Below are 26,684 nucleotides of genomic sequence, written 5' to 3'. Positions count from 1 at the left end.
AATAGACACTAGGCAAGCGATTCTTTGCGCCTTTGCGCCTTCGTGGCAAATCCGGAAAAAGTAGGAAAACGATTATTTGTCCGTAAAATTTTAGAATAATTGCGCATAATTATGTAAATTGTTAAGGTTTAAATTTTTCAATTTTGTAAACTGTAGAAGTACAGCCTTATAAAAACGCAACTTTAATCTAATCGTGTTTTATTGACGTATGAATAAAGATCAAATTCATTTTCTAAAAAAAACACTACGTGTGCTGCTTTGGTGCGTGGGATTTATAATTGCACTTTTATTACTTCTCATTATTTTAATTCAGGTTCCGTCGGTGCAGAATTTCGCCAAAGACAAGGCGATAACATATCTCCATAAAAAGATTAAAACCAAAGTTGCTTTAGAGCATATTTCGATCAAATTCCCAAAAGATGTAGTGCTGGAAGGTTTCTATTTTGAAGATCAAAAGAAAGATACTTTATTGGCTGGAAAGCGTTTAGTGGTTGATGTCGATTTGTTTAAATTGGTAAGCAGCGAACTTGAAATCAACTCTGTTTCTTTAGAAAATACTACGGCCAATATTTCCAGAAATAAAGACGGCGTTTTCAATTTCGATTATATTATAAAAGCTTTCGAATCGAAAGAACCAAAAGTTGAAGATCCGGATAGTAAACCTTTTGAAATATCGGTCGTAAAAGTAAATCTTGACAATGTCAAATTCAATTTTAAAGACGATTATTCTAAAAATGATGTTCGTGTAAAACTAACGCATTTTGACACGAAATTCCAGGAATTCGATTTGGATAAAATGAATTTCGATATTCCGAATATTAATTTGAACGGATTAAAAGTTGTTTTGAATCAGGATGTTGTGGAGAAAATTGCTGAGGTTTCTGTAAAAACAGTCGATACAATTTCGAAAAGAAAAGACTTCAGTTTAAAACTAGGAAAAATCAGTTTATCAAAAATTGATATTGCGTACGATAATAAAGATTCTAAATTAGATTCTGGTATAAAACTGGGTAATCTGGATTTGTCAGTCAATAAAATTGATATGAACAATCAGTTTTTGGACTTTGATACTTTCGAATTAAAAAATCTAAAAGGAAACTTGCGATTAGGTGCAAAAGACAAAGAAATTCAGGCGCCGAATTTAGATACAACAGCCATCAAACAAACGGGATGGAAAGTAAAATTGGCCGATGTCAATCTGGAAAATATCGCTTTTAAATTTGATGATATGCAATCGAAACCGCTTTCCAAAGGAATTGATTACAGTCATATGGATTTGGATAAATTCAATTTTAAAGCCGAGAAATTATATTATGGAAATGACACGATTTCAGGAAATATAAAGTCAGTTGTCGTAAATGATAAAAGCGGTTTGCAGATTCAGTCTTTAAAAACCGATTTCTTTTACGGACCAAAAAATGCTTCTTTAGAGCATTTATATTTAAGAACACCGCAAACACTTCTTCAGAATAAAATAAAAGTGGCATATCCTTCGCTTGACGCCTTAAAAAAAGATATTGCCAATCTAAGTTTGGATGCGAATTTAAATCAATCGAAAATTGGGTTTAAAGACATTTTATTATTTGCTCCTGATTTACAAAAAACGAATCCGTTTAAAAGCAATCCAAACGCGATTTTGTATTTGAATACACGCTTAAGCGGAAAAGTAAAAGATTTGACTATTCCGCAATTCGAAATGAGCGGAATTGGAACGACAAAAGTTTCCCTTTCGGGCAAAATTAAAGGATTGCCAGATGCTCAAAAAGCGTATTACGATTTAGATATTAAGAAACTTTCGAGCACTTCAAAAGACATTTATGGATTTGTACCGGCGGGAACAATTCCGAAAAACATTCAGTTGCCTTCTCAATTGAGTTTACAGGGAAAATTTAAAGGTTCGGTGCAGAATTTCAAAACCAATCTGGCTTTAAATAGTAGTTTCGGAAATGCAAAAGTAGATGCTTTATTTGACCAACGCGTTAAAAAAAGAGAGAAATACGACGCAACCGTTTATTTATTAGATTTTGATTTAGGCAGATTAATCAAAAACGATTCGATTGGAAAAATTACGCTTAAAGCGAAAGTTAAAGGTAAAGGTTTAGATCCGAAAACGGCTCAGGCCAATTTTGACGGTTTAGTTCAGAAAGCGGTTTTTAATAAATATACCTATAGAGATTTAGCTTTAAAAGGAAATATAGAAAACGGTTCATTCGCAGTAAAATCCGGAATGAAAGACCCGAATTTGAATTTTGATTTAGTCGCAAGCGGAAATACAAAAGATAAATATCCGGCAATTCAATTAAAATTAAATTTGGACATAGCCGATTTGGAAAAACTGCATCTTCACGCCGGACCAATGAAATTGCGCGGAAATGTTGATGCCGACATCGCCAATAGTAATCCGGATTTTTTAAACGGAAAAGTATTCCTTTCTAACATTCAGGTTTTACAGGACAAAGAACCAATCGTTTTAGATTCCGTTCGTGTGATCGCTTTTTCAGATGAAAAGCGAAATAATATCAAAATATCGTCTCAGTTTTTAAAAGCTGAAGTCGACGGAAAATACAAATTAACCACTTTGGTTTCGGCAGTAAAAAAATCATTGTCAAAATACATAGATTTAAAAAATCCGAAAGTAAATGGAGAATCTGATGAACAGCGATTGGCTTTCACGTTGACGGTTGACAACGACCCGATTCTCTTTAAATTGGTTCCGAAATTAACAGGTTTAGAACCTCTTAAAATCGAAGGAAAATACAATAACGTTACCGATTCTTTAGAAATTAAAGGAACGATTCCGAGAATTGTTTATGCTGATAATACCATCGCCGACGGAAAAATAAATATTGAAGCCAAAGAAAATGCCTTAGAATATCGCATTTCTGTAGCCACAATTGAAAGCGGTTCTTTAAAAATTCCGTTCACCAGTTTATCCGGAAAAGTCGAAAATAATATTTTGGATTATGCATTGGAAGTAAAAGATGCAAAAGACAAACAACAGTATTTTATTGCAGGAAATTTCAAAGCCGAAGACTCGAAAAATATTTTTAAAATTGATGCAGAAAACTTTGTGCTGAATTACGATAAATGGAGCATCGATCCTGAAAATACTGTTGAATTTGGAGGAAAACGACTTTACGTCAATAAGTTCTTTTTATCGAATTCCGGAAATGAACTTAAAATTCAATCACAGGGAACGCAAGACAATGCGCCACTGCAGGTTGATTTTGTAAACTTCAAAATCGAGACCATTATGAATATGGTCAAAAAAGACAAATTGTTAATGCAAGGTTTGATCAACGGAAATGCTTTGGTCGAAAATGTAATGACAAAACCAATTTTTACATCAGATATAAAAATTGATGACTTCGCTTTTAAGGGAGAACCGGTTGGTGATATTGCAGTTAAAGTCGACAATAAAACCAATAATTTATTGAATGCGAATGTTACATTAACTGGAGAAGATAACGACGTAAACCTAACAGGAACTTATGCTATTGCTGATGGGAATCTGGATTTTAATTTAGACCTGAATAAACTTAATATTAAAAGTATTCAGGGTTTCAGTATGGATAATATTAAAGAAGGAACGGGATATTTGTCCGGGAATTTTAAAATTACAGGAAATGCCAGCGCACCAAAAGTAAATGGGGAATTGAATTTTAATGATACAGGTTTCAGAGTGACAAAATTCGATTCGTATTTTAAAACCAAAGATGAAAAAATTACACTTCAAAATGATATAATTACGTTTGATAGTTTTACTCTTCATGATGAAAACGATAATGAACTGACCATAAACGGAACCATTAAATCAGCCGATTATGCCAATTTTGATTTTGGCCTGACCGTAGTTGCTGACGATTTTAGAGCGATTCATTCGAAGGAAAAAGACAACGATTTATTTTACGGAGATTTAATTTTAGACACCAAACTGAACGTCAAAGGAACACTTGAAAATCCTGTTGTTAGTGGAAATATCAAAATTAAGGACGATACGAAATTTTCGGTTGTTTTACCTCAGTCCGACCCGTCAATTGCTGACAGAGAAGGAATTGTGGAGTTTGTAGATGAGGATAATTTATACCTCAAACAAACCGCTGCAATGCAGAAAAAGCTGAATCAATCCGAATTAATTGGGATGGACGTCAATGTGGACATTTCGATAGACAAAGAAGCAGAACTGACTCTGGTAATCGACAAAGGAAACGGCGATTATTTGAATTTGAAAGGTGAAGCAGAACTTACAGGAGGAATTGATCCGTCAGGAAAAACAACTTTAACAGGTAAATATGAGTTTTCATCTGGTGCATACGAGATGAATTTCAACATGATCCGAAGAAAATTTGATATTCAAAAAGGAAGTTATATCATCTGGAATGGTGAGCCTACAATGGCAAGTTTAAATATTACGGCAATTTATAAAGTGGATACTGCACCAATTGATTTATTAGGGAATCAGTTGGGAAATATGAGTCAGACTGAAAAAAACACGTTCAAACAAAAGCTTCCGTTTCAGACCCATCTAAAAATGAATGGTGAATTGCTGAAACCTGAAATCACATTTGATATTATTCTTCCTGAAGGGAATTATGGTGTTTCGTCAAATGTGGTAGACATGTCAAGAACAAAACTGGAACAATTGCGTCAGGAACCAGCCGAATTAAACAAACAGGTTTTTGCACTTTTATTGTTGAACAGGTTTATTGGCGAAAATCCGTTTGCAAGTGAAAGCGGCGGAACAAGTGCCGAATCACTGGCCAGACAAAGTGTGAGCAAAATTCTGTCGCAGCAGTTGAATGATTTTGCAGGCGAATTGATTTCGGGAGTTCAATTGGAATTTGATCTGGAATCTACGGAAGATTACACTACCGGAACCATGGAAAACAGAACCGATTTGAATGTGGGAGTTTCTAAAAAACTTTTGGACGACAGATTAAAAGTTACCGTTGGAAGCAGTTTTGCAGTTGAAGGACAGGAACGCGCCAATGAGCAAAGTACCAATATTGCCGGCGATGTTGCACTCGATTATCAGCTTACAAAAGACGGCCGTTATATGGTTCGCGCGTATCGTAAAAATGAATATCAGGTAGCAGTTGAAGGTCAGGTAATTGAAACTGGAGTAGCGTTTATCATTACGATGAGTTACAATAAATTCAGGGAACTTTTTCATCGTACAGAAGCGGAAAAAGAAATGATTAGGGAAGAAAAACTGCACAAGGAAAGAAAGAAACTCAAAGACAAAGAAGAGAAGGAAAAAGACAAAAAACAATTGGAAGGAAATGAACAAAAAACGTAGCCATATAAAAACGGAATATATCAGATATTGTATTGCGCTATCCTTATTTTTTGTTTTTGGATGCAGCAATACAAAATATCTGCCAGAAGGCGATTCCTTGTATACGGGCGGTTCTGTGACCGTAAAAGATAGTATTATAAAAAAGCAAGACAGAAAAGAACTGGAAAACGCTTTGGAAGATTTGCTTCGCCCAAAACCAAACCAGCAGATTTTAGGATTACGACCAAAATTATGGATATATAATATTGCCGGAGAACCTAAAAAGCAAAAGGGAATTCGATATTGGCTGCGCAATAAAGTTGGCGAACCGCCAGTACTTTTCAGTAAAGTCGATTTAGACTATAATGCGTCAGTTTTACGAAATTTTGCAGAAAATAAGGGCTATTTCAAAACAAGGGTAAGCGCAGATTCTACAGCCAAAAACCGAAGAGTTACTGCAGAATATACCGTTGTGCCAAAAAAACAATACATCATTAAAAGTGTAACTTTTCCGGATGATTCTTTACCCATGTCCAGAATAATCGGAAGATCAAGCCGAAGAAGTTTGTTGAAGGTAGGAAAGCCGTATGACCTGGATATCATAAAAGCGGAACGTGAAAGAATCGACGCGAGACTGAAAGAAAAAGGATATTATTACTTTAATCCCGATTATATTTTAGCACAGGTGGACAGCAGTAAAGGCGATCACGAAGTGAAAATTAAAGTGGTAATCAAAGCCGATGCACCGCCAAAAGCACTTACAGCATATAAGATTAATAAAATCATTGTGTATCCGAACTATTCTATTTCAAAGGATAGTGTAAAATATACAAAAGAAGATGTAGTTCAGTATAAGGATTTTACGATTATTGATACGGCGAATACTTTTAAACCAAGGGTTTTTGATCGCGCTATTTATTTCAAAAAAGGAGATTTTTACAATCGAAAAGATCACAATTTAACTTTGAATAGGTTCGTAAATCTCGGAACTTTCAGTTTTGTGAAGAACGAATTTAAAGTTTCAGACAGTTTGCCGAAGACATTAGATTCGTATTATTATTTAACGCTTCTACCTAAGAAATTTATTAGGGTTGAAGTTTTGGGGAAGACCAATTCGGCGAGTTATACCGGTACCGAAATTAATGTCAATTGGAACAACCGAAACTTATTTCGGGGAGCTGAATTACTCACCGTTTCCGTTTTTGGCGGAGCCGATTTCCAGCTTTCGGGTGCCAATAGCGGAAAGAATATCTATAAATTGGGAACAGAAACCAGTTTAACATGGCCAAGATTTATTGTGCCGTTTTTCCATGTTGAAGGCTCGAGCGAATATGTGCCGAGAACAAAAGCAACTGTGCGATATGAATTTCAAAACAGAACACAATTGTATGCCTTGAATTCGTTTAATACATCATTTGGTTATATGTGGAAAGAGAACATTCGAAAAGAGCATCAATTAAATCTAATGGATGTAACTTATGTGAGTCCGAATCACGTAACACAGGAGTATTTGGATGATATTAAAGCTGATCCGGCGCTGGGAAAAATAATCGAAAAACAATTGATTTTTGGTCCAACGTATACCTACACGTACACGAATACCATGCAAAAGCGTAAAAAAAATACGTTTTATTTTAGCGGAGAAGCAGATCTGGCGGGAAATATTACAGGTTTATTGACAGGAGCAAATGTTAAAGACGGTAACCAGAAAAGTATTTTTGATGTTCCTTTTAGTCAATATGCAAAGTTTCGAGGAGATTTCAGGCATTATTTAAAACTCGGTAGGGAAAGTCAATTAGCCAGCAGAATTATTGTTGGAGCTGGTATTCCTTATGGAAATTCAAACGTATTGCCAACGTCAAAACAATTTGTAGTAGGAGGAACTAACAGTATCCGCGCCTTTAGGGCAAGATCAATTGGGCCGGGAAGTTATTTCAACTCTGTGACTGATAATGATTATCTTCCAGATCAGTCAGGAGATTTGAAATTGGAATTCAGTACAGAATACAGAACAAAACTTTTTAGTATTGTAAAAGGTGCTGCATTTGTCGACGCCGGAAATATTTGGCTGATGAATAAAGATCCGAATAAACCGGGAGCTGAAATTTCTAAAGATTTTATGAAAGAAATTGCAGTCGGAGCCGGAGTCGGATTGCGTTTCGATGTTTCTTTCTTTATTTTAAGAACCGATTTAGCATTTCCGCTAAGAAAGCCATACTTACCTGATGGCGAAAGATGGGTAATCAAAGATATCGATTTTGGAAGCGGACCTTGGAGAAAAGATAATCTGATTTTGAATATTGCAATTGGATATCCGTTTTAGAAGTTTTAGTATAATTTAGTGGTTGGGGTTAAGTTTTTCACGCAGATTAAAAAGATCTAAGCAGATTATAATAAAATCTGCCTAAATCTGCGGAATCTGCGTGAAAAAAACATTTTAATTGCAGTTAATTCGTGGCGGAAAATTTTTATGCTTCTTATAAAAAGAAGTAAATTGGTCTAATAAAATAAAGTAATGCAAAATACAATCAAAAGAATTTTAGTTTTAGTATCGGTCGTTTTTCTAATAATTTTGGCTTTCAAATTCTGTCAATTTAAAAAAGACGATGACAAGGATATTGAATACAATACCAATTTAATTCAGCAGCAAATTCTAAATGTTGGGAAACTGGTTGTGACCGAAGGACATTTTTCAGAGGTGATTACGTATAAAAACCAGCAAAAGTATTTTTTGGATATGGTTTCTTTTGAGAAGAAAGCATTAGTTGTTGTAAATGCAAATGTTACCGTTGCCTACGATTTGCACAAAATGAAATACGACATCGACGAAAAAAACAAAACCATCACAATTTTAAATATTCCGAAAGAAGAAATCACAATCAATCCCGACATCAAGTTTTACGACATTGAACAAAGCCAAATGAATCAGTTCACAGGAGATGATTACAATAAAATCAATAAATCAGTAAAAGCAAATCTGGCAAAGAAAATCGAGAATTCATCCCTAAAAACAAACGCTCAAAACAGATTAATTAGCGAATTGTCTAAGATTTTAATTCTAACAAATTCAATGGGCTGGAAGCTGCAATACGATGGCAAAACGATCGAATCAGATAAGGATTTTAATGAGAATTTGAATTCAAAGTTGTAAAGAAAAAAGAATCTCGCAAAGTCGCAGAGTCGCAAAGTTTTTTCTCATTTTATGTCATTCCGAACGAGGAAGGACAAACAGTATGTTAATCTGTACTATGTTAAAAAAAACTTTGCGACTTCGCGCCTTTGCGAGATTAAATCTGCACAAACCAAATAAAAAAATCTTTGTGTCTTAGTGCCTTCGTGGCTATTCCCTAAACCGCTTCCTTATCAAAAATCAAATCCAGTCCGCCAGCAATTAAATGCGCCACTTCAGGACGTTTTTCTTTCAATTGATCCAGATAAACCAGCACTTCCTGTAAAAGCTGTTTCTCCTCTGAATCTTTCAAAAGCTCTGCAATTTCAACAGAAAGCAACCAATCATTAGCATGATTATTTTTTACTTTTTCAAAAACAGATTTCAACTCTGATTTCGAATCTTTATTTTCTCTTATCAAGCGAACAGTCTGATATAAAACTTCCAAATCATCGCGTTCGTCAGTATGTTTTGCTTTTATAGTTTGAGAAGTCGGAACAATATTAATCAGGTCAAAACTATTCACATCGGCTGGACCGGAAAAAGCAGAAACTACTTTTTTACCAATCGCCATATCGTAATTTCCCCAGTCAGGCTGAAACAAAATCGTTTCGCCGTGCGTTACAGTACAATTCCTGAAACTGATTAAAATAATTTCTCCGTGTAAGTTTCTGGAACCCGTAATAATTTCTCCTTCAACAATAATATTGCCTTCAAATTCTAGTTTTACAGTTTCATTTTCAACGATACTATACGCCTGTAAATCCTTCGGACTCATGTCTTCAATCGCTAAATTGAAGCCTTTCAATTTCCCAATCGGACTACCAAATCCATGTGGATGCGTCAAAGTTCCGTGTCCAACCAATTCTTTTTCACGGTATGATAAAGCAGTTTTTCCAGTAGTCTGAATGTAAACTGGTTTTCCTTCTTCTTCCAAAACATTAGTAAAAACACCAGAAATTTGTAAACCTGTACTTAATTCAATGGTTCCTAAAGCATTCGAATGAATCAGCTTCTTAATGCCCGAAAGGCCTCCGGTTCTTAATGCCATTTTATTAGCAAACTCTTCAAGAATCAAACTCAGATAAGAAAAATTAGGTGTTACATAAAGTTGTGGCTGTAACTGCGTAATATCAAAATTCTGATTCGCAGCCGAAATATCATAAGGGATCTTCTTCACATTATCCGTCATGCACCAGGCACTCTCTCCAATAGAAGATAGTAATCCGGCGCCATAAATTTTAGGGTCATCAACAGTTCCAATTAAACCGTATTCTACTGTCCACCAATGCAAATTACGAATCTGGGCCATTTCAGATAATTCGCCCATATTATTTTGCAAATCGGCAACCGCTTTTTCAGCTTCGTCAATTTTTTCCTGAGGCGTATCTTCGGCTTCTTTCAAAATTGAAAGCAAACGAATCGCTTCGTACATCTGATAATCTTTATGAGATGAAATCGCTTTACAGCCTATTTCTCCAAAACGACGCAAATATTCCGCATATTCAGGATTCGCAATAATAGGAGCGTGACCTGCACCTTCGTGAATAATATCTGGTGCTGGCGTATATTCAATATGTTCTAATTGTCTGATATCCGACGCAATAACCAAAACGTTATACGCCTGAAATTCCATAAAAGCATTTGGTGGAATAAAACCATCAACTGCCACCGCAGCCCAGCCAATTTCGGTCAGAATTCGGTTCATCCCGTACATACTCGGAATAGAATCAATTTCGATTCCTGTTTTCTTCAAACCATCCAAATACGAATGATGCGCTACTTTCGACAAATAATCTACGTTTTTGCGCATCACATAACGCCAAACCGCCTGATTTATTGGCGTATAATCGCTATAATCCTGTGGTTTAATGAATTGCTTCAAATGTTTAGGCAATCGCTCTAATAATGGATTTGTTTCTATAGATGGATTCATTTCGAAAACGTTGTAGATTAGAATGTAAAATTACGAATTTAAGGCGCTAATTTTTGCTATTCATCACAATTTTTTTGTTCGAAATTGTTTTTTATTGCGTTTTTCGTGAAGTTGTTTGCTTTCAAAATTCTAAAGTAAAAGTACTTTTTCGCCACGAATTCACGAATTGTTAAAGTAAAATTCGTGGCGAACTATTTTATTGATTTTCCAGATTCCTGAAATAATCAATTTTATAATTAAACATAAAAGCCATATTTGCGGCTCTCGCTTTAGCTTCTTCCGTAAGTGACCCTTGAAAAAGCGTATCAATTGAGGTATCAAAAAGTTGTACCCAACGATCAAAATGTGTATTATCTACCGGTAATTGTTTGTGTGGAGGAAAAGGTGTTCCTGAATATGCACGGACATCAAACAAAATTGTTTGCCAAAAACCATACATTTTCTGCAAATGCTCCGGCCAGCGACCTTGCAATTTTCCATTGAAAATAGGCCCCAGAAGGTCGTCTTCCCTCACTTTATTGTAAAAAGTGTTAACCATTAATTTGATGTCCTCTATATCTGTAATATCTTTAAGTTCTGCCATGATTTTTTAGCTAAGAATGAATTACAAAAATACGATTTAACGATTCCTTATTTTCTGATTTTTATCATTTTATCAAAGATTTATTACCCTATCAATTGGGTGAATAAATCCTGATTGTCATTCAGATACTGAAATTCGAAACCATTTTTGGTCATATTCAGTTTAATATTCATAATGTCATTTTTGTTTTTTAATTCCAAACCAACGACTACAGAACCTACTTCGCGATTGTTTTTTTTATGAAATTGAAAATAAGTAATATCATCATCCGGACCTAAAATGTTATTTACAAATTCTTTCAACGCTCCCGGACGCTGCGGAAACTGAATCATAAAATAATGCATCAAACCTTCATAAAGTAGAGAGCGTTCTTTTATTTCGGCCGTTCTTTCAATGTCGTTGTTACTTCCGCTAACGACGCAAACTACGTTTTTGCCTTTTATTTTATCCTTATAAAAATCTAAAGCCGCAATTGTCAAGGCTCCGGCAGGTTCAACAACCATGGCTTCTTCATTATACAAACGCAAAATCGTGGTGCAGACTTTTCCTTCGGGAACAAGAATAATATCTTCTAGATTATCACGGCAGATTTCAAAAGTTTTATCGCCCACTTGTTTTACTGCCGCACCATCAACAAATTTGTCAATCGTTGTTAAGACAGTATTCTTATTTTCTGCAATGGAGGTTTTCATAGAAGGAGCACCTTTTGGTTCAACGCCAATGATTTTGGTATTCGGACTTAAATGTTTAAAAACTTCGGACAATCCCGAAGCCAGTCCGCCGCCGCCAATCGGGACAAAAACATAATCGATAGGTTCTTTACAGTTGTCCAAAATTTCCAGACCTACAGTTCCCTGACCCGCAATAACTTTTATGTCATCAAAGGGATGAATAAAGGCTTTATGGTTTTTAATCGCATCGGCAGTCGCCGATGCATAAGCATCATCAAAAGTATCTCCGGTAAGCACAATTTCAACAAATGATTTTCCAAACAATTGTACTTGTTTTACTTTTTGTTTCGGAGTTGTTTTTGGCATATAGATTTTGCCCTTTATTTTCAAGAGATTACACGAGTAAGCGACGCCTTGTGCATGATTTCCGGCACTGGCGCATACAATTCCGTTCGCTTTTTCAATATCGGGTAACGAAGAAATTTTGTTATAAGCCCCTCTGATTTTATACGATCGTACAATTTGTAAATCTTCTCTTTTTAATAAAATAGTCGATTTAAATTCGTCTGAAAGATTTAAATTTTGTGTCAGTGGAGTAGCGGCAACTACATTTTCGAGTTGCTTTTTTGCAGAAAGTACTTCGTTAAATAGATTCATGATTTTTCGTTTTTTTATTTTTTACTGCCACAGATTAATTGATTTAAAAAGATTTTTAATCTGTGAAAATCTATACAATCTGTGGCAAAAAATATTTTAATAAATAAAAAACCTCCCGGTTTGGGAGGTTTAATAAATTGTATTTTGTTTACTTAATTTATATAACACCTCGCCATTATTGCTGAATTGCAATAATGTTAATAACGATAATAATGTTATTTAAGTTTGTCATTTTTAATTGTTTGAAATACAAATGTATTATTATTTTAAAAAGAATTCAATAACTGTTTTCGGTTTTTTGCAAAAAGAGTCTGAAGAATTACTTTTTAGCTTCAACTACCGGTGGATATTGCGCTAAAATTTTGGTTACAAATTCAGTAATTCGGGCATCTTTTTTATCTATGTTTTGGTATAAAGTACCAATACCCTGACCTTGCCAGATTAATTCTTTCTTTTTTGCATCAATTAAATCAATGAACAAAGTCCCTTCAGTGTATCTTGAAACTGTTGTTCCCCCGTACATATAAGGACTCCAGCCCCATCCCCAGCCATAGCCCCATCCATAACCGTATCCGGCATAAAATTGATTTACATCAACCTGTTCTTTAGCCTTGGTGAAAATGTTTATTAGTATATCAGGAGTTTCACTTTTGGTAAAGCCTTTAGCCTGCATTTGATCGTCAATCGCACGAAGAATTCTTTTTTTGTCCAGGTCAGATATTTCGACCTTATCAATTCCGGGCTTAAAAAAGGCGTATGTTTTGTAAGGTGTAAAATCTACAGTTTTGTCAAAATCAGAATAAGCACTTACCGTGTCGCATGAAGCTAGCAGTAAAAGTAGGAGAATCGGAATTAATTTAAATATTTTCATATGTTTAAAAATTTAATGTTCTCATTTTTAAAAAAGAGAACTTTAGGCTAAAATAGACTTTCGTCAACTATATTAGGCAAAGTTACTTTTAACAAAGGCTGAACTTCCATTGCTCTTTTTATGGCAAAAATAGCTTCGTCGTTTCGGGCCCAGCTTCTTCTTGAAATTCCGTTGTTAACATCCCAAAAAAGCATTGATGCTAAACGCTTTGAAGCCTCTTTAGAACCATCAAGAACCATACCAAATCCGCCATTTATAACCTCTCCCCAGCCAACTCCTCCACCATTATGAATTGAAACCCAGGTCGCGCCTCTAAAGCTGTCTCCAATCACATTTTGAATCGCCATATCAGCTGTAAAACGGGATCCATCGTAGATATTTGAAGTTTCTCTATAAGGAGAATCAGTTCCGGAAACATCATGGTGATCGCGTCCTAAAACAACAGTACCAATTTCGCCTTTGGCAATGGCTTGGTTAAATGCTTCGGCAATTTTAATACGACCTTCAGCATCGGCGTACAAAATTCTGGCCTGAGAACCCACAACCAATTTATTTTCCTGCGCACCTTTAATCCATTTGATATTGTCCTGCATTTGCTGCTGAATTTCATCTGGAGAAGTTTTCGCTAATTCTTCTAAAACCTGACTTGCAATAGTATCTGTTTTTTGCAAATCTTCCGGTTTTCCTGAAGTACAAACCCATCTGAAAGGTCCAAATCCATAGTCAAAACACATTGGTCCCATAATGTCCTGAACGTAACTCGGATATTTAAAGTCGATATTGTTTTCTGCCATCACATCAGCACCAGCGCGGGAAGCTTCAAGTAAAAAAGCATTTCCGTAATCAAAAAAGTAAGTTCCTTTTGCGGTGTGTTTGTTGATTGCTTTTGCTTGTCTGCGTAAAGATTCCTGTACTTTTTCTTTGAATAATTCAGGATTATTAGCCATCATTTCGTTCGCTTCTTCAAATGAAATTCCAACTGGATAATAACCTCCAGCCCACGGATTATGAAGCGAAGTCTGATCAGAACCTAAGTCAATTTTGATGTTTTCTTTGTCGAAACATTCCCAAACATCAACCACATTTCCTAAATAAGCAATCGAAACAACTTCTTTATTGGCTTTCGCCGAAAGGACTCTTTTTACTAATTCATCCGTCGAAGTCACGATTTCGTTAATCCATCCTTGTTCGTGACGGATTTTGGTAATCTTCGGATTCACTTCGGCACAAACTGTTATACAACCTGCAATATTTCCTGCTTTTGGCTGTGCTCCCGACATTCCGCCAAGACCTGAAGTCACAAATAAATTGCCTTCGGGATTTAGTTTTATTTTTCTGAAACCATTCAAGACCGTAATCGTAGTTCCGTGTACAATTCCTTGTGGTCCAATGTACATATAACTTCCCGCCGTCATTTGTCCGTATTGTGAAACGCCTAAAGCATTCATTTTTTCCCAATCGTCCGGTTTAGAGTAATTTGGGATCACCATTCCGTTCGTAACCACAACTCTCGGCGCTTCTGAATGCGAAGGGAATAATCCCATCGGATGACCTGAATACATCGTTAACGTTTGCTCATCGGTCATTTCAGACAAATATTGCATCGTCAATAAATATTGCGCCCAATTCTGAAAAACAGCTCCGTTTCCGCCATACGTAATCAATTCATGCGGATGTTGTGCCACAGCATAATCCAGATTATTCTGAATCATGTGCATAATCGCTTTTGCCTGCAGTGATTTCCCTGGATATTCATCGATTGGCCGCGCGTACATTCTGTAATCCGGACGCAAACGATACATGTATATACGACCGTATTTTTCTAATTCTTCTGAAAATTCGACAATTAATTCAGCATGATGTTGAGGTTCAAAATAACGTAATGCATTTTTTAAAGCCAGTTTTTTTTCTTCTGCCGAAAGGATTTCTTTTCGTTTTGGCGCGTGATTTATTACTAAATCGTACTCTTTTTTTGGAGGTAATATAGATGGAATTCCTTGCTGTATTTGTTCTTGAAAAGTCATTTTTTTTCTAGATTATTAGATTTTAGATTGTTAGACTTCTTAGATTTTTTCTAAATGTAAAAAATTAACAATCTGTAATATTGTATGTTTAAATTATGTCGCTCCGCTGGAGCTGAAATTAAGGGTGATAATTAAGTTCTACAAACATTCTGCTATAAATATTGCACTCCTACGGAGTTTTTTTTTAGCCTTGGAAAGGCGTCATATTTATAGAAAATAAAGATCGTTCTATTACAAAAGCTCCATCGGAGCGAAATATTTATCAATGAAAAATTCGATTTGAAATAATTATCTCATTTTCAAATTGACACATTTTCTAATTAAAAGCTAGGGATAACGAATATCCGATCTGTGATAAGACTTGTGGATTTTAATCCTGAATTTTCTTGATTGGATATCCATTTATAATTTTAGAGTTTAGATTGTTGATTTCAGATTTTTGATTTCAGATTTTTGAATTATCAAATTGAGTATCTAAGAAATTATCTAATTTTCTAATTGACACATTATCTAATTGGACTTCCTAATTCGACCAGTTCCTTTATCAAACCCATACGGACAATGACGGCAGCCACTTTTACAGCAATAGCCACGTTTTAAGTGGTGTTTTTCAGTAAAGCATTTATAACCTTCGGGCGTATAGTAAAAATCTTCGCCTTCGATTAATTTATTTTCATTACTTTGCTCTTTCATAAATCTGCTTTGGGGTTCGTGTTTTATTTCTTCAAAAAATCAAAAATAATTAATTGATTGTGATTTTAGTGAAATCGAACATTTTTATAGCTACAAATTTATAAATTTTACAGCCAATGTTTCTGATTGTTGCCAAATATTTAATTCCGAAAGGATATCGAGGAATGGCTGTATTTCCGTTTGTGGTGATAAAATATGATTTTGATAAAACAAATGAAACCTTTGTCAACCATGAAAAAATACATTTAAGACAACAGTTAGAAATGCTGATTTTGCCATTTTTTATCTGGTATTTTTTGGAATATTTGATTCGGCTGATTCAATACAAAAACAAAGATTTGGCGTACCGAAATATCAGTTTTGAACGAGAAGCGTATTCCAATGAAAGCGATATTAATTACCTGAAAAACCGATCATTTTTCCAATTTCTGAAATACATGACTTTAAAATAAAACCGATTTTGAACCAAGAAATTTATATCAATTTTCCGAACAATATCTCTTTGACAATCAAGCGTGAAGATCTGATTCATCCGTTTGTTTCGGGAAATAAATTCAGAAAACTGAAATACAATTTGCTTCAGGCGAAAGCCGAAAACAAAGAAACAATTTTGACTTTTGGTGGTGCATTTTCAAATCATATTGCGGCCGTTGCTTACGCAGGAAAAGAGCAGGGTTTTAAAACCATCGGGATTATCCGGGGTGACGAACTTTTTGATAAAATCGAAGAAAATCCAACCTTAAAATTTGCTCAGGAAAACGGAATGAAATTTGAGTTTATATCCAGAGAAGAATACCGTCTTAAAAGCGAAATGTCCTTTTTGGAAAAGCTAAAAGAGCAATTTGGAGACTTTTATTTAGTGCCCGAAGGCGGGACAAATGAACTCGCTGTAAAAGGCTGTGAAGAGATTTTAACTCCCGAAGATTCGGTCTTTAATTATGTTTGTTGCGCGGTAGGAACGGGTGGCACGATTTCTGGTTTAATTAATAGTGCATTGCCAAATCAGAAAATTTTAGGGTTTCCAGCGTTAAAAGGTGACTTTTTAAGCGATGAAATTTGTATTTTTGCAAAAAAAGATAACTGGAATTTAATTTCTGACTATCATTTTGGAGGTTATGGCAAGATAAATTTAGAATTAATTGAATTTATTAATGCGTTTTTTGAAGAGAACAAAGTGCCCTTAGATCCAATTTATACGGGAAAGATGGTTTTTGGCGTTATAGATTTAATCAACAAAAATTATTTTCCTGCACATTCAAAAATTTTACTCATTCACACCGGCGGATTACAGGGAATTGATGGAATGAATATCAAATTGAAGCAGAAAAAATTACCAATACTCAAAAACAATGATTAAAAAAATCCTATTGTTCTTTATAGTTGCAGTTCTGGCAAGCTGTTCATCCAGCAAACCGGCTATCGCGACGACTAAAAAACAAGCAGAAGTTCAAAGGCCCCGGACAGTGGCAACTAAAACACAAACTCCGGTTAAGCCGATTAGCAAAAATTACCCTTCTACAAATAATACAACTGAGGTTATTCAATCTACTTCAAAAACAGTTGTTACCAGCAGTTCAATCAACGATTATGTTTTGCAGTATAAAGATATTGCAATGGGAAACATGCAGAAATACGGTATTCCTGCAAGTATTATTTTGGCTCAGGGAATATTGGAATCAGGCGCAGGAAAGGGAGATTTGGCCGTTTCAGCCAATAATCATTTCGGAATAAAATGCCATAAGGATTGGTTAGGAGAAAGTGTTCGTCATGACGATGATTCGGCTCAGGAATGTTTCAGAAAATACAGGGAAGCTTCAGAATCGTATCGTGATCATGCTTTGTTTTTAGTTGGAAAAAATAGATATGCCTCTTTATTTACTTATGAAAAAGACGATTATAAAGCCTGGGCAAAAGGATTAAGAGCTTGTGGTTACGCGACAGATCCTAATTATCCGGACAAATTAATAAGTTACATCGAACGTTATAATCTGCATCAATATGATTGTCAGATTACGGGAAAAACGTATGTTGCAATTAATAAATCAGCTCCAACAAGAAAACCATCGTATGATGTGGCTTCGGATCCGAAGATAAATTTGAACTCAACTGATCCAAATTTATATGAAGTTCAAAAAGGAGATACTTTATATTCTATTTCAAAAAAATTCAACGTATTGGTTGATGACTTAAAGCAAAAAAATAATCTTTCAGATAACGCACTTTCAATCGGACAGAAATTAAAGGTTAAGTAGTTATGAGTTTTGAATTATAAGTTATGAATGATTTATGAAGAAGATAATCGCTACTGGAATTTTTATTTTTGTCACTGTTTTTGTAATTAGACTTTTTTGCGGAGTTTATACTCATGATGAATTTGCAGACAAGCATTTTTTTATAAAACATCGACCAAGTTTGAAATGGGAATTTCATTCTCCTCAAGGAATGTCTGACTTGAAATTTGAAGAGCTTTCAAAAGAAAATCAGATTGAACAAAAATATTTTAATGAATTTATAAAAAATAGAGGTCTTAGTTTGTAATCTAAAAATCTAAGAAGTCTAAAGATCTAATAATCTAAATAAAAAATGATTTATAAAAGAAGTAACCAGCTTTTTGCTGAAGCAGAAAAAGTAATTCCGGGAGGAGTAAATTCACCAGTTAGAGCGTTTAAAGCAGTAGGAGGAACTCCGATTTTTGTAAAAAGTGCCAAAGGTGCTTATTTGTATGACGAAGACGGAAATAAATTAATCGATTATATCAATTCATGGGGGCCAATGGTTTTAGGTCACGCGTATCAACCAGTTGTTGATGCTGTAATCGAAAAAGCAAAATTGGGAACTTCATTTGGAATGCCAACAGAATTGGAAACTGAAATTGCAGCTTTGGCAGTTTCTATGGTTCCGAATATCGATAAAATTAGATTTGTAAATTCAGGAACAGAAGCTTGTATGAGCGCGATTCGTTTAGCCCGCGGATTTACCAAAAGAGATAAAATCATCAAATTTGCAGGTTGTTACCACGGACATTCCGATTCATTTTTGATTCAGGCAGGAAGTGGCGCTGTAACTTTCGGTTCTCCAAATAGTCCGGGAGTTACAGAAGGAACTGCAAAAGATACTTTATTGGCAAAATACAATGATTTAGAGAATGTAAAAACTCTAATCGAAGCCAATAAAAACGAAATTGCAGCTATTATTATTGAACCGGTTGCCGGAAATATGGGTTGTATTCCGCCTCAAGAAGGTTTCTTGCAAGGTTTGAGAGATTTGTGTACAGCAAACGGAATCTTATTAATTTTTGATGAGGTGATGACAGGTTTCCGTTTGGCTCGCGGTGGCGTTCAGGAATTGTTTAACATCAATGCCGATATCGTGACCTTCGGAAAAGTAATTGGTGGAGGACTTCCGGTAGGAGCTTTTGCTGCCCGTGCTGAAATCATGAATTATTTAGCACCGCTTGGACCAGTTTATCAGGCCGGAACATTATCTGGAAATCCGTTAGCGATGGCTGCCGGATTAGCGATGTTGCAATCTTTGGATAATGACCGTGCTATTTTTACACGTTTAGAAGAAAAAACAGCTTATTTAGAAGCAGGAATCGATAAGGCTTTAAAAGCAAATAATGTTGTTTTTACCATCAATAGAGTAGGATCTATGATTTCTGTTCACTTTGATGAGAATCCGGTTGTTGATTTTCAGACAGCTGCGAAAGGAGATAATGAAACGTTTAAGAAATTCTTTCACGGTTTACTTCAGGAAGGTGTTTATATTGCACCATCAGCATATGAAACGTGGTTTATTACAGATGCGTTAACCTACGAAGATTTAGATTTCACGATTAATGCGATTGACAAAGTTTCAAAAACATTCTAATAACAAAAAAGAGGCTTTTAAAGCCTCTTTTTTTTGATCTCAAATTACATTTTATCTTTTCTGTGATCCTTCATTTTGTCTTTATGCTCTTTTTGAATCGCAGTCCATTTTTTATATTGATCAGCATTCAAAATAGATTTCATCTTTGCATCTGTTGCTTTTTGATCTTCCACCATTTGTTTTTTCATGGCAGCTTTTTCGGCATCAGTTAGTTTTGCATTAGAATCTTTTCGGTTCTTTTGAAACGTTTCCATTTTGGCACTTCTCTCAGATAAAAGTGCAGCAACTTGTTTTTGCTGATCAGCATTTAAATTTAGATCAGTTGTCAATTTTTGCAAATGTTCCTGATTGCGTTCCTGTGAACTTTTGTGATCATGTCTTCCTTTATGGTCTTTTTTAAGTGCGGTCCATTTAGTGTATTGATCAGCGTTTAAAATGGCTTTCATTTTAGCATCGGTAGCTGCTTTTTCAGTTTCCATTTGTTTTTTGAAAGCTTCTTTTTCTGCATCAGTAGGTTTTGTGTTACTGTCTTTTCTTGATGCTTTAAATTTTGCTGCTTTGGCACTTCTTTCTGCTAAAAGCTGTTTTACTTGTTCTTGTTGCTTTTTATCTAAACTCAATTCAGAAGTCAATTTCTGTAAATGTTTTTCATTACGTTGTTCCGGAGTTAAATTTTCTTTTTGATGATGTGCCGGTTTCTGATTGACGTCTTGTGCAAAACTCACTATTCCAACGAATAATAAAGCTGCGATAAATAATTTTTTCATAATTCGTTTTTAAAAAGGTTTATAACAGTTAGATATCAAACAGTTTATTTAGTTTAATCGAATTGTCAGATTTGTCTTTTATTTAACAGAAAGTATTAATGAAAACATAAATTATATTTAAAACAAAAAAGAGGCTGAAGAGCCTCTTTTTTTATGCAAAATTTAGTTGTTTTCTTTTTGGTATTCTTTCATTCTCTCTCTTGCTTTGTCTTTGTTCTCTTCTTGAATCGCTTTCCATTTTGTGTATTGATCTGCATTTAGGATCGCTTTCATTTTAGCATCGTTAGCATCTTGTTCAGCAATCATTTGTTTTTTGAAAGCTTCTCTTTCAGCAGCAGTTGGTTTTGTGTCGCTATCTCTTTGTGCTTGTCTGGCATCTCTTAATTTTTGAGCTTTTGCACTTCTTTCGGCTAATAATTGTTTCACCTGCGCTTGTTGATTGGCATCTAAGGTTAATTCTGAAGTCAGTTTTTTCAACTGTTTCTCATTACGCTGTTCAGGTGTCATTCTTTCTCTTTGCTCGCCTGATGGTTTTTGATCCATGTCCTGAGCAAAACTTGCTACTCCAACGAATAACAGAGTTGCAATAAATAATTTTTTCATGATGTAAGTTTTTTAATTGTTATATCGATTAGACTTTATCAAAATCAATAGGTTTAATTTAATCTGCAGAATTATATTTTATTTAACAAATTGAATTCAAATTCAATAAAGCTTTCGGTATTCCTATAAGATTACAGAAATAATTGCGTATTTTTAAGGTATCAACGAGTTAGGAATCTTAGAACGAATTATCATGAGTTTAAATAACATAGCCACCAATAATAAAATTGCCTTTTTTTCGACCCAGCCTTACGACAAAACTTTCTTTAATAAATATAATGAGTTTGGTTTTGAATTGGACTTTTTTGAAACACAGCTAAATCCGCAAACGGTAATTTTAATCGAAAATGCTACAATTGTATGCGTTTTTGTAAATGATATTGTAAACGAAGCAGTCATTAAACAATTGGCAGAAAAGAACGTGAAAATTATTGCACTTCGCTGTGCAGGTTTTAATAATGTCGATCTGGAGGCTGCAAAAAAGTACAATTTAAAAGTTTGCCGTGTTCCCGCATATTCTCCTCAGGCTGTCGCCGAACACGCCATGGCAATGATTTTGACTTTAAATAGAAAAACGCACAAAGCATATAACAGAGTTAGAGAGCAAAATTTTTCCCTAAACGGATTGTTAGGTTTTGATTTATTCGGAAAGACAATCGGAATTATCGGAACCGGGAATATCGGAAAAGCCTTCGCGAAAATCGCTTTAGGTTTTGGCTGTAAAGTTTTGGCTTACGATATTGTGACGAATTCAGAAATGGAAAAAGACGGAGTTGAGTTTGTATCATTAGAAACCATTTTTAAGTCCAGTGATATTATTTCGCTGCATTGTCCATTAAATGAACAAACCAAGCATGTAATCAATGGAAAATCTATTGATGAAATGAAAGATAGTGTTATGATTATCAATACGAGCCGAGGCGGATTAATTGAAACGGCTTGTGTTATTGAAGGTTTGAAAGAAGGAAAAATTGGTTATTTAGGAATCGACGTTTACGAACAGGAAGAAAAATTATTTTTTAGGGATTTATCTGCCGATATCATTCAGGACGATGCAATTCAAAGATTAATGAGTTTTCCAAATGTTTTGGTAACGGCGCATCAGGCTTTTTTTACCAACGAAGCTTTAACACAAATTGCTTTGGTAACTTATGAGAATATAAAATCATTATTGGCTAAAAATGAGATTGATAATAAAGCGGCGTTGTTGGTTTGAAATAAATGTTGAGAATGTAAAAAAGAGAAATTATGAAAAATAAAATTTTAATTGCGTTTTTAATTCTGGCGATGGTTTCCTGTCAGAAGAAAGAAAATTCAACATCAAAAAATATCATCAAAACAATTGTTCAGGATACATTATCAAAAACGTTGGGAGGTACTGCAAATTTGAGTAAAGTTCCTGAAAAAGATAATAAAACAGTGGAGTTAATTAGAGCACGGCTTTTAGTTTTGCTAAAAAATGATTTACCAGCTTTAACAAAAGGCCAGCGTTTCTTTTATTATGATTCTTTCGACTTAAACAACGACAAGAAAGAAGAATATTTTGTGGGATTCTCCAATCCTTATTTCTGCGGAAGCGGAGGCTGTTCGGGTTATATTCTGAATAACGACGGTAGTGTAATCAATTCTTTCACCGTAACTGATTATCCAATTTTCGCAGCAACAACTTCAACAGGAAATTTTAAAGATCTTATCTTCAAAAGCAAGAACACATTGCATTCTATGAAAATGAAAAACGGAAAATATCCTTCAAATCCTTCTGTTCAGGAAAAATGGAAAGGCGATATTCCGGCGCAGTCTTCAGTAATTTTAGATATTTATGCTAAGAAATTGGAGAAGTATTCGTTTTAATGCTTTATAAAACTAATTGCTTCTTACTACTGTAAGAATGTAAATAAAGCTTATATTTGCGTAATATTTACAAATTAAAACCCTAAGTGATGTTGTTAAACTTTAGAGTGTCCAATTTTCGATCTATCAATGAAATGGTTGAATTATCGATGGTGCCAAGTGATTTAAAAAATCCCGTCAACGTTATTAAAAAGACAAATCCTGAGGCTACTAAAAATAAAGATTACTATGCATTGACTTCTGCGGCTATTTATGGACCAAACGCAAGTGGAAAAAGTAATATTATTAAAGCTCTATTTGATTTTAAAACTTTTGTAGAAAATTCAACAGATAATAAACCAAATGAGTTTATTGAAGTATTCAATCCATTCAAAATGAGTACTGAATCTTTAAAAAAACCATCTTTTTTTTCAATTGATTTATTAATTGAAAATACTTTATATACTTATTCTGTAGAGGTTTTTAGAAATGAGGTTCTGAAAGAATCACTTTTTAGTTTTCCAAAAGGATTAAAAGTTAAGGTGTTTGAAAGAAATCGTCAAGAAATTACAAAAGGAAATGGATATGAAGGAATTTTTGAAAGTATAAAGCAGCGTACAAACGAAAATCAATTGTTTTTAGGAAAAGCCGCATTAGAGAATGTTGAGGTAGCGAAAGATGTTTATCAAAATTTTAGAAGTATATATGTTTTGCCAACGGATAAGCTACACTCTGATAGATTTAATGAAGTCTTCAGCAGAATTATGTTTGATGATGTAGATGCCTGGGGAGGAATTTTAAACTTATCTAAGTCGTTGGTGCAGAAAATCGATACACAAGTTGTGGATCTAGAAGAAAAAGATGGTCGAATTAAAACTTTTCATTTAAATAATCAAATGGAGAAAATTGAATTTAATTTTGAAGATGAATCTTCTGGGACACAAAGATTTATTGCTTTTGTACCACTAATACTAAATGCTTTAATTGACGGACATGTTTTAGTAGTTGATGAATTTGAAAGAAGTTTGCACCCCGAAATAGCTCAATATATTTTAGGTTTATTCAATGATCCAGAAGTTAATAAGAATGAAGCACAATTTATTTTTGCTACTCATGATACAACTCTATTGAGTCCTGAAAATAATTTACGACGAGATCAAATCAATTTAGTGGAGAAAAATTCAAAAGGAGAAACAGAATTATATACTGTTTCGGATATTAAAGGAATTAGAGGAGAAGGAAATTTTGAAAAATGGTACATTGAAGGTAGATTTGGTGCAGTTCCAAATATTGCAAGGGAAACTTTTAGGCATGAATTAATTGAATTTATAAATTCTTAATTATGGCTAAAAGATCTGTTAGCAGTTTTAAATTAAGAACATTTAAATCTAAAGTACTAATTCTTTGTGAAGGATTAACAGAGAAAAATTATTTCAATGCTTTAAAGGAAGATTTGGGATTGCCTAAAACTATCGCAGTAAATATTTTTCAAAGTAATAAAGTTGATTGTAAAGGAGTCGTTGAAGAAGCAATAAAAAAAGCTAAGCGAGAGGGCTTTCAAGAAATTTTTGTAGTGTTCGATCATGATAATCAAGCAAAAAGAGATGAAGCTTTCAAATTAGCAACTAGCAAAAATATAACAGTAATTTTTTCAAGCATTTGTTTTGAATTATGGTTCCTGTTTCATTACAAAAATTCAACAAAAGCTTTTGCATCAGAAGCAGAACTAGAAAAAGAACTAAAGAAATGTTTAGGAATGGAAGGTTATGAAAAAAATAATTTTAAACATTATTCAATTCTAAAAGATAAAATAATTACTGCTAAATCAAATGCAGAAAAAATTAGATTATCCGTAATTGATAATAATGAAGGTGTTGAGGTTTTTAATTTAAATCCTTTTACGAATGTTGATGAATTGGTTATTTATTTAGAAAGTCAAAAACAATAAAAAAGGAGCTTCGATAAAAGCTCCTTTTTAAATTTAATATTATTTCAGTGAATTTTACTCCACCAATTCCACAAATTTAAAATCGCCTTCAACAGCCACTTTAGTCAAACCGTGTTTAGATAAGTTTTTCATAGATGCATCCCATTTTTTACCGCTTAAATTCGCAGTAATTTTTAATTGCTGAAGATCCATTTTATTTTCATTTCCTTTCAATAGATCTATAATAAATTTCTCTTCATCAGAAAGTTCTATCGAAGCTTGTTTTTTCTCCGGACGCATTTGTGGGAACAACAATACTTCCTGAATTGATGCATTGTTTGTTAAGTACATAATCAAACGATCCATTCCAATTCCCATTCCAGATGTAGGCGGCATACCGTATTCAAGAGCTCTTAAGAAATCTTCATCGATAACACCATTTGCTTCATCATCACCTTTTTCAGCCAAACGCATTTGGTCTTCAAAACGCTCACGCTGATCAATCGGGTCATTTAATTCTGAGTAAGCATTTGCAATTTCTTTACCGCAAACCATCAATTCAAAACGCTCCGTAAGTTCAGGATTATCGCGGTGTTCCTTACACAAAGGCGACATTTCTTTAGGATAATCAGTAATGAAAGTTGGCTGAATATAATTCCCTTCACATTTCGCTCCAAAAATCTCATCAATCAATTTTCCTTTACCCATTGTGTTATCAACATCAATTCCCATTCCTCTTGCAGCTTCAAACAATTCGGCTTCGCTTTTTCCGGAAATATCAAAACCAGTAAAATGTTTGATAGAATCCGTCATGGTAACACGGGCGTAAGGCGCTTTAAAGTTGATTTTATGCTCACCAAAAGTAACTTCGCTAGTTCCGTTTACGGCAATCGCACAATGCTCAAGTAAACCCTCAGCAAATTCCATCATCCAGTTGTAGTCTTTGTAGGCTACATATATTTCCATTGCAGTAAATTCAGGATTATGCGTTCTGTCCATTCCTTCATTTCTAAAGTTTTTAGAGAACTCATAAACACCTTCAAAACCACCAACAATTAATCTTTTCAAATACAATTCGTTCGCAATACGCATATAAAGCGGAATGTCAAGCGAATTATGGTGTGTAATAAACGGACGTGCCGCAGCACCACCCGGAATTGGCTGTAAAACCGGAGTTTCAACCTCAAGATAACCAGCATCGTTAAAATAACTACGCATAGCGGTAAACAACTTCGTACGTTTGATGAAAGTATCTTTAACGTGTTGATTTACTGTTAAATCTACATAACGCATTCTGTAACGTAATTCTGCGTCATTAAAAGCATCGTGAATATTTCCATCTTCATCTGTTTTTGGCAAAGGAAGGGGACGTAACGTTTTACTTAAAAAAGTAAATCCATCAACACGAATACATTGCGCTCCAACTTTCGTCGTAAACAATTCACCTTCAATACCAATAAAGTCACCTAAATCAGTTAATTTTTTAAATACCGTGTTGTATAATGTTTTATCATCACCTTCACACAAAACATCGCGATTCACGTACAGTTGTAAACGTCCTTCGCTATCCTGCAATTCGGCAAAACAAGCTTTTCCCTGATCACGAACACTCATTAAACGTCCCGCAACGATTACCTTCTTACCTTCTTCAAACGACTCCTTCACTTGCTTTGAAGTATGATTTACTGGAAAAAGATTAGCCGGATAAGGATTGATTCCTAAGTTGCGTAAGTTTTGAAGTTTTTCTCTTCTAATGATTTCTTGTTCTGATAATGCCATTTTGTGCTCTTTTTTTAAGTCTGCAA

At 34.5% G+C, this 26,684-nt stretch carries 21 protein-coding genes; 12 read left to right on the top strand and 9 right to left on the bottom strand.

Going from position 1 to position 26,684, the window contains the following annotated elements; all coding sequences use genetic code 11:
* The first annotated feature begins 208 nt into the window (after positions 1-208).
* The 3 genes from J2X17_RS17725 to J2X17_RS17715 all read left to right on the top strand — a co-directional run bounded on the left by J2X17_RS17725 (position 209) and on the right by J2X17_RS17715 (position 8,429).
* Positions 209-5,299 carry a translocation/assembly module TamB domain-containing protein gene (locus J2X17_RS17725; RefSeq protein WP_310301045.1) on the top strand — a complete coding sequence of 1,697 codons (5,091 nt, stop codon included), beginning with the start codon at positions 209-211 and terminating at the stop codon, positions 5,297-5,299.
* The gene (tamL, locus tag J2X17_RS17720) at positions 5,283-7,601 is read left to right on the top strand and encodes a translocation and assembly module lipoprotein TamL (RefSeq protein WP_310301042.1); all 2,319 of its coding nucleotides are present in this window, start codon (positions 5,283-5,285) and stop codon (positions 7,599-7,601) included. Before J2X17_RS17725 ends, tamL begins: the two co-directional genes overlap by 17 nt.
* A 192-nt stretch (positions 7,602-7,793) precedes the next feature.
* Positions 7,794-8,429 (top strand): DUF4230 domain-containing protein, encoded by a 636-nt coding sequence (locus tag J2X17_RS17715; protein WP_310301038.1) that lies wholly within the window; start codon positions 7,794-7,796, stop codon positions 8,427-8,429.
* 196 nt (positions 8,430-8,625) lie between these two features.
* Here the strand turns inward: J2X17_RS17715 and J2X17_RS17710 are convergent, their stop codons facing one another.
* The 6 genes from J2X17_RS17710 to J2X17_RS17685 all read right to left on the bottom strand — a co-directional run bounded on the left by J2X17_RS17710 (position 8,626) and on the right by J2X17_RS17685 (position 15,882).
* Complete coding sequence (locus J2X17_RS17710; protein WP_310301035.1) at positions 8,626-10,383, bottom strand: aromatic amino acid hydroxylase; 1,758 nt, start codon at positions 10,381-10,383, stop codon at positions 8,626-8,628.
* A gap of 196 nt (positions 10,384-10,579) precedes the next feature.
* The gene (locus J2X17_RS17705) at positions 10,580-10,966 is read right to left on the bottom strand and encodes a group III truncated hemoglobin (protein WP_310301033.1); all 387 of its coding nucleotides are present in this window, start codon (positions 10,964-10,966) and stop codon (positions 10,580-10,582) included.
* A gap of 83 nt (positions 10,967-11,049) precedes the next feature.
* Positions 11,050-12,294, bottom strand: coding sequence for a threonine ammonia-lyase IlvA (gene ilvA, locus J2X17_RS17700; RefSeq protein WP_310301030.1), 1,245 nt, complete (start codon positions 12,292-12,294; stop codon positions 11,050-11,052).
* A gap of 319 nt (positions 12,295-12,613) precedes the next feature.
* Positions 12,614-13,165 carry a DUF4136 domain-containing protein gene (locus tag J2X17_RS17695; RefSeq protein WP_310301026.1) on the bottom strand — a complete coding sequence of 184 codons (552 nt, stop codon included), beginning with the start codon at positions 13,163-13,165 and terminating at the stop codon, positions 12,614-12,616.
* A gap of 47 nt (positions 13,166-13,212) precedes the next feature.
* Complete coding sequence (locus J2X17_RS17690) at positions 13,213-15,189, bottom strand: urocanate hydratase (RefSeq protein ID WP_310301023.1); 1,977 nt, start codon at positions 15,187-15,189, stop codon at positions 13,213-13,215.
* A 510-nt stretch (positions 15,190-15,699) separates the two neighbouring features.
* The gene (locus J2X17_RS17685) at positions 15,700-15,882 is read right to left on the bottom strand and encodes a C1orf53 family protein (RefSeq protein WP_026985767.1); all 183 of its coding nucleotides are present in this window, start codon (positions 15,880-15,882) and stop codon (positions 15,700-15,702) included.
* A gap of 116 nt (positions 15,883-15,998) precedes the next feature.
* Between J2X17_RS17685 and J2X17_RS17680 the strand changes: the two genes are divergently transcribed.
* Genes J2X17_RS17680 through hemL form a run of 5 tightly spaced genes read left to right on the top strand, consistent with a single transcriptional unit; the run spans position 15,999 to position 19,752 of the window.
* On the top strand, positions 15,999-16,334 hold the full coding sequence (locus J2X17_RS17680) for a hypothetical protein (RefSeq protein ID WP_310301019.1): 336 nt from the start codon (positions 15,999-16,001) through the stop codon (positions 16,332-16,334).
* A gap of 8 nt (positions 16,335-16,342) precedes the next feature.
* On the top strand, positions 16,343-17,239 hold the full coding sequence (locus J2X17_RS17675; RefSeq protein ID WP_310301016.1) for a 1-aminocyclopropane-1-carboxylate deaminase/D-cysteine desulfhydrase: 897 nt from the start codon (positions 16,343-16,345) through the stop codon (positions 17,237-17,239).
* Positions 17,232-18,134 (top strand): glucosaminidase domain-containing protein, encoded by a 903-nt coding sequence (locus J2X17_RS17670; RefSeq protein WP_310301013.1) that lies wholly within the window; start codon positions 17,232-17,234, stop codon positions 18,132-18,134. The genes J2X17_RS17675 and J2X17_RS17670 overlap by 8 nt, the downstream gene beginning before the upstream one ends.
* A 34-nt stretch (positions 18,135-18,168) precedes the next feature.
* The gene (locus J2X17_RS17665) at positions 18,169-18,420 is read left to right on the top strand and encodes a hypothetical protein (RefSeq protein WP_310301011.1); all 252 of its coding nucleotides are present in this window, start codon (positions 18,169-18,171) and stop codon (positions 18,418-18,420) included.
* Positions 18,421-18,465: 45 nt separating this feature from the next.
* Positions 18,466-19,752 carry a glutamate-1-semialdehyde 2,1-aminomutase gene (hemL, locus tag J2X17_RS17660; RefSeq protein WP_310301008.1) on the top strand — a complete coding sequence of 429 codons (1,287 nt, stop codon included), beginning with the start codon at positions 18,466-18,468 and terminating at the stop codon, positions 19,750-19,752.
* 44 nt (positions 19,753-19,796) lie between these two features.
* Here the strand turns inward: hemL and J2X17_RS17655 are convergent, their stop codons facing one another.
* A complete protein-coding gene (locus tag J2X17_RS17655) occupies positions 19,797-20,519 on the bottom strand; it encodes a hypothetical protein (protein ID WP_310301006.1) in 723 nt (240 codons plus the stop codon).
* Between the two features lie 162 nt (positions 20,520-20,681).
* Positions 20,682-21,122, bottom strand: coding sequence for a hypothetical protein (locus tag J2X17_RS17650; RefSeq protein WP_310301003.1), 441 nt, complete (start codon positions 21,120-21,122; stop codon positions 20,682-20,684).
* A gap of 193 nt (positions 21,123-21,315) precedes the next feature.
* Here J2X17_RS17650 and J2X17_RS17645 point away from each other — a divergent pair, with 193 nt between their 5' ends.
* The 4 genes from J2X17_RS17645 (at position 21,316) to J2X17_RS17630 (ending at position 24,900) form a co-directional block, all read left to right on the top strand.
* Positions 21,316-22,338 carry a 2-hydroxyacid dehydrogenase gene (locus tag J2X17_RS17645; RefSeq protein WP_310301000.1) on the top strand — a complete coding sequence of 341 codons (1,023 nt, stop codon included), beginning with the start codon at positions 21,316-21,318 and terminating at the stop codon, positions 22,336-22,338.
* A gap of 32 nt (positions 22,339-22,370) precedes the next feature.
* On the top strand, positions 22,371-22,973 hold the full coding sequence (locus tag J2X17_RS17640; protein ID WP_310300996.1) for a hypothetical protein: 603 nt from the start codon (positions 22,371-22,373) through the stop codon (positions 22,971-22,973).
* A gap of 134 nt (positions 22,974-23,107) precedes the next feature.
* Positions 23,108-24,292, top strand: a complete 1,185-nt coding sequence (locus J2X17_RS17635) for an AAA family ATPase (RefSeq protein WP_310300993.1) — start codon at positions 23,108-23,110, stop codon at positions 24,290-24,292.
* Between the two features lie 2 nt (positions 24,293-24,294).
* A complete protein-coding gene (locus J2X17_RS17630; RefSeq protein ID WP_310300991.1) occupies positions 24,295-24,900 on the top strand; it encodes an RloB family protein in 606 nt (201 codons plus the stop codon).
* Positions 24,901-24,954: 54 nt separating this feature from the next.
* Here J2X17_RS17630 and lysS read toward each other — a convergent pair whose 3' ends face one another.
* Positions 24,955-26,658, bottom strand: coding sequence for a lysine--tRNA ligase (gene lysS / locus J2X17_RS17625; protein ID WP_310300988.1), 1,704 nt, complete (start codon positions 26,656-26,658; stop codon positions 24,955-24,957).
* Between the last annotated feature and the right edge of the window lie 26 nt (positions 26,659-26,684).

It is taken from the genome of Flavobacterium aquidurense (assembly GCF_031458035.1).
Taxonomy (GTDB): domain Bacteria; phylum Bacteroidota; class Bacteroidia; order Flavobacteriales; family Flavobacteriaceae; genus Flavobacterium; species Flavobacterium aquidurense_C.
This window is presented reverse-complemented; position numbering and strand designations above follow the sequence as displayed.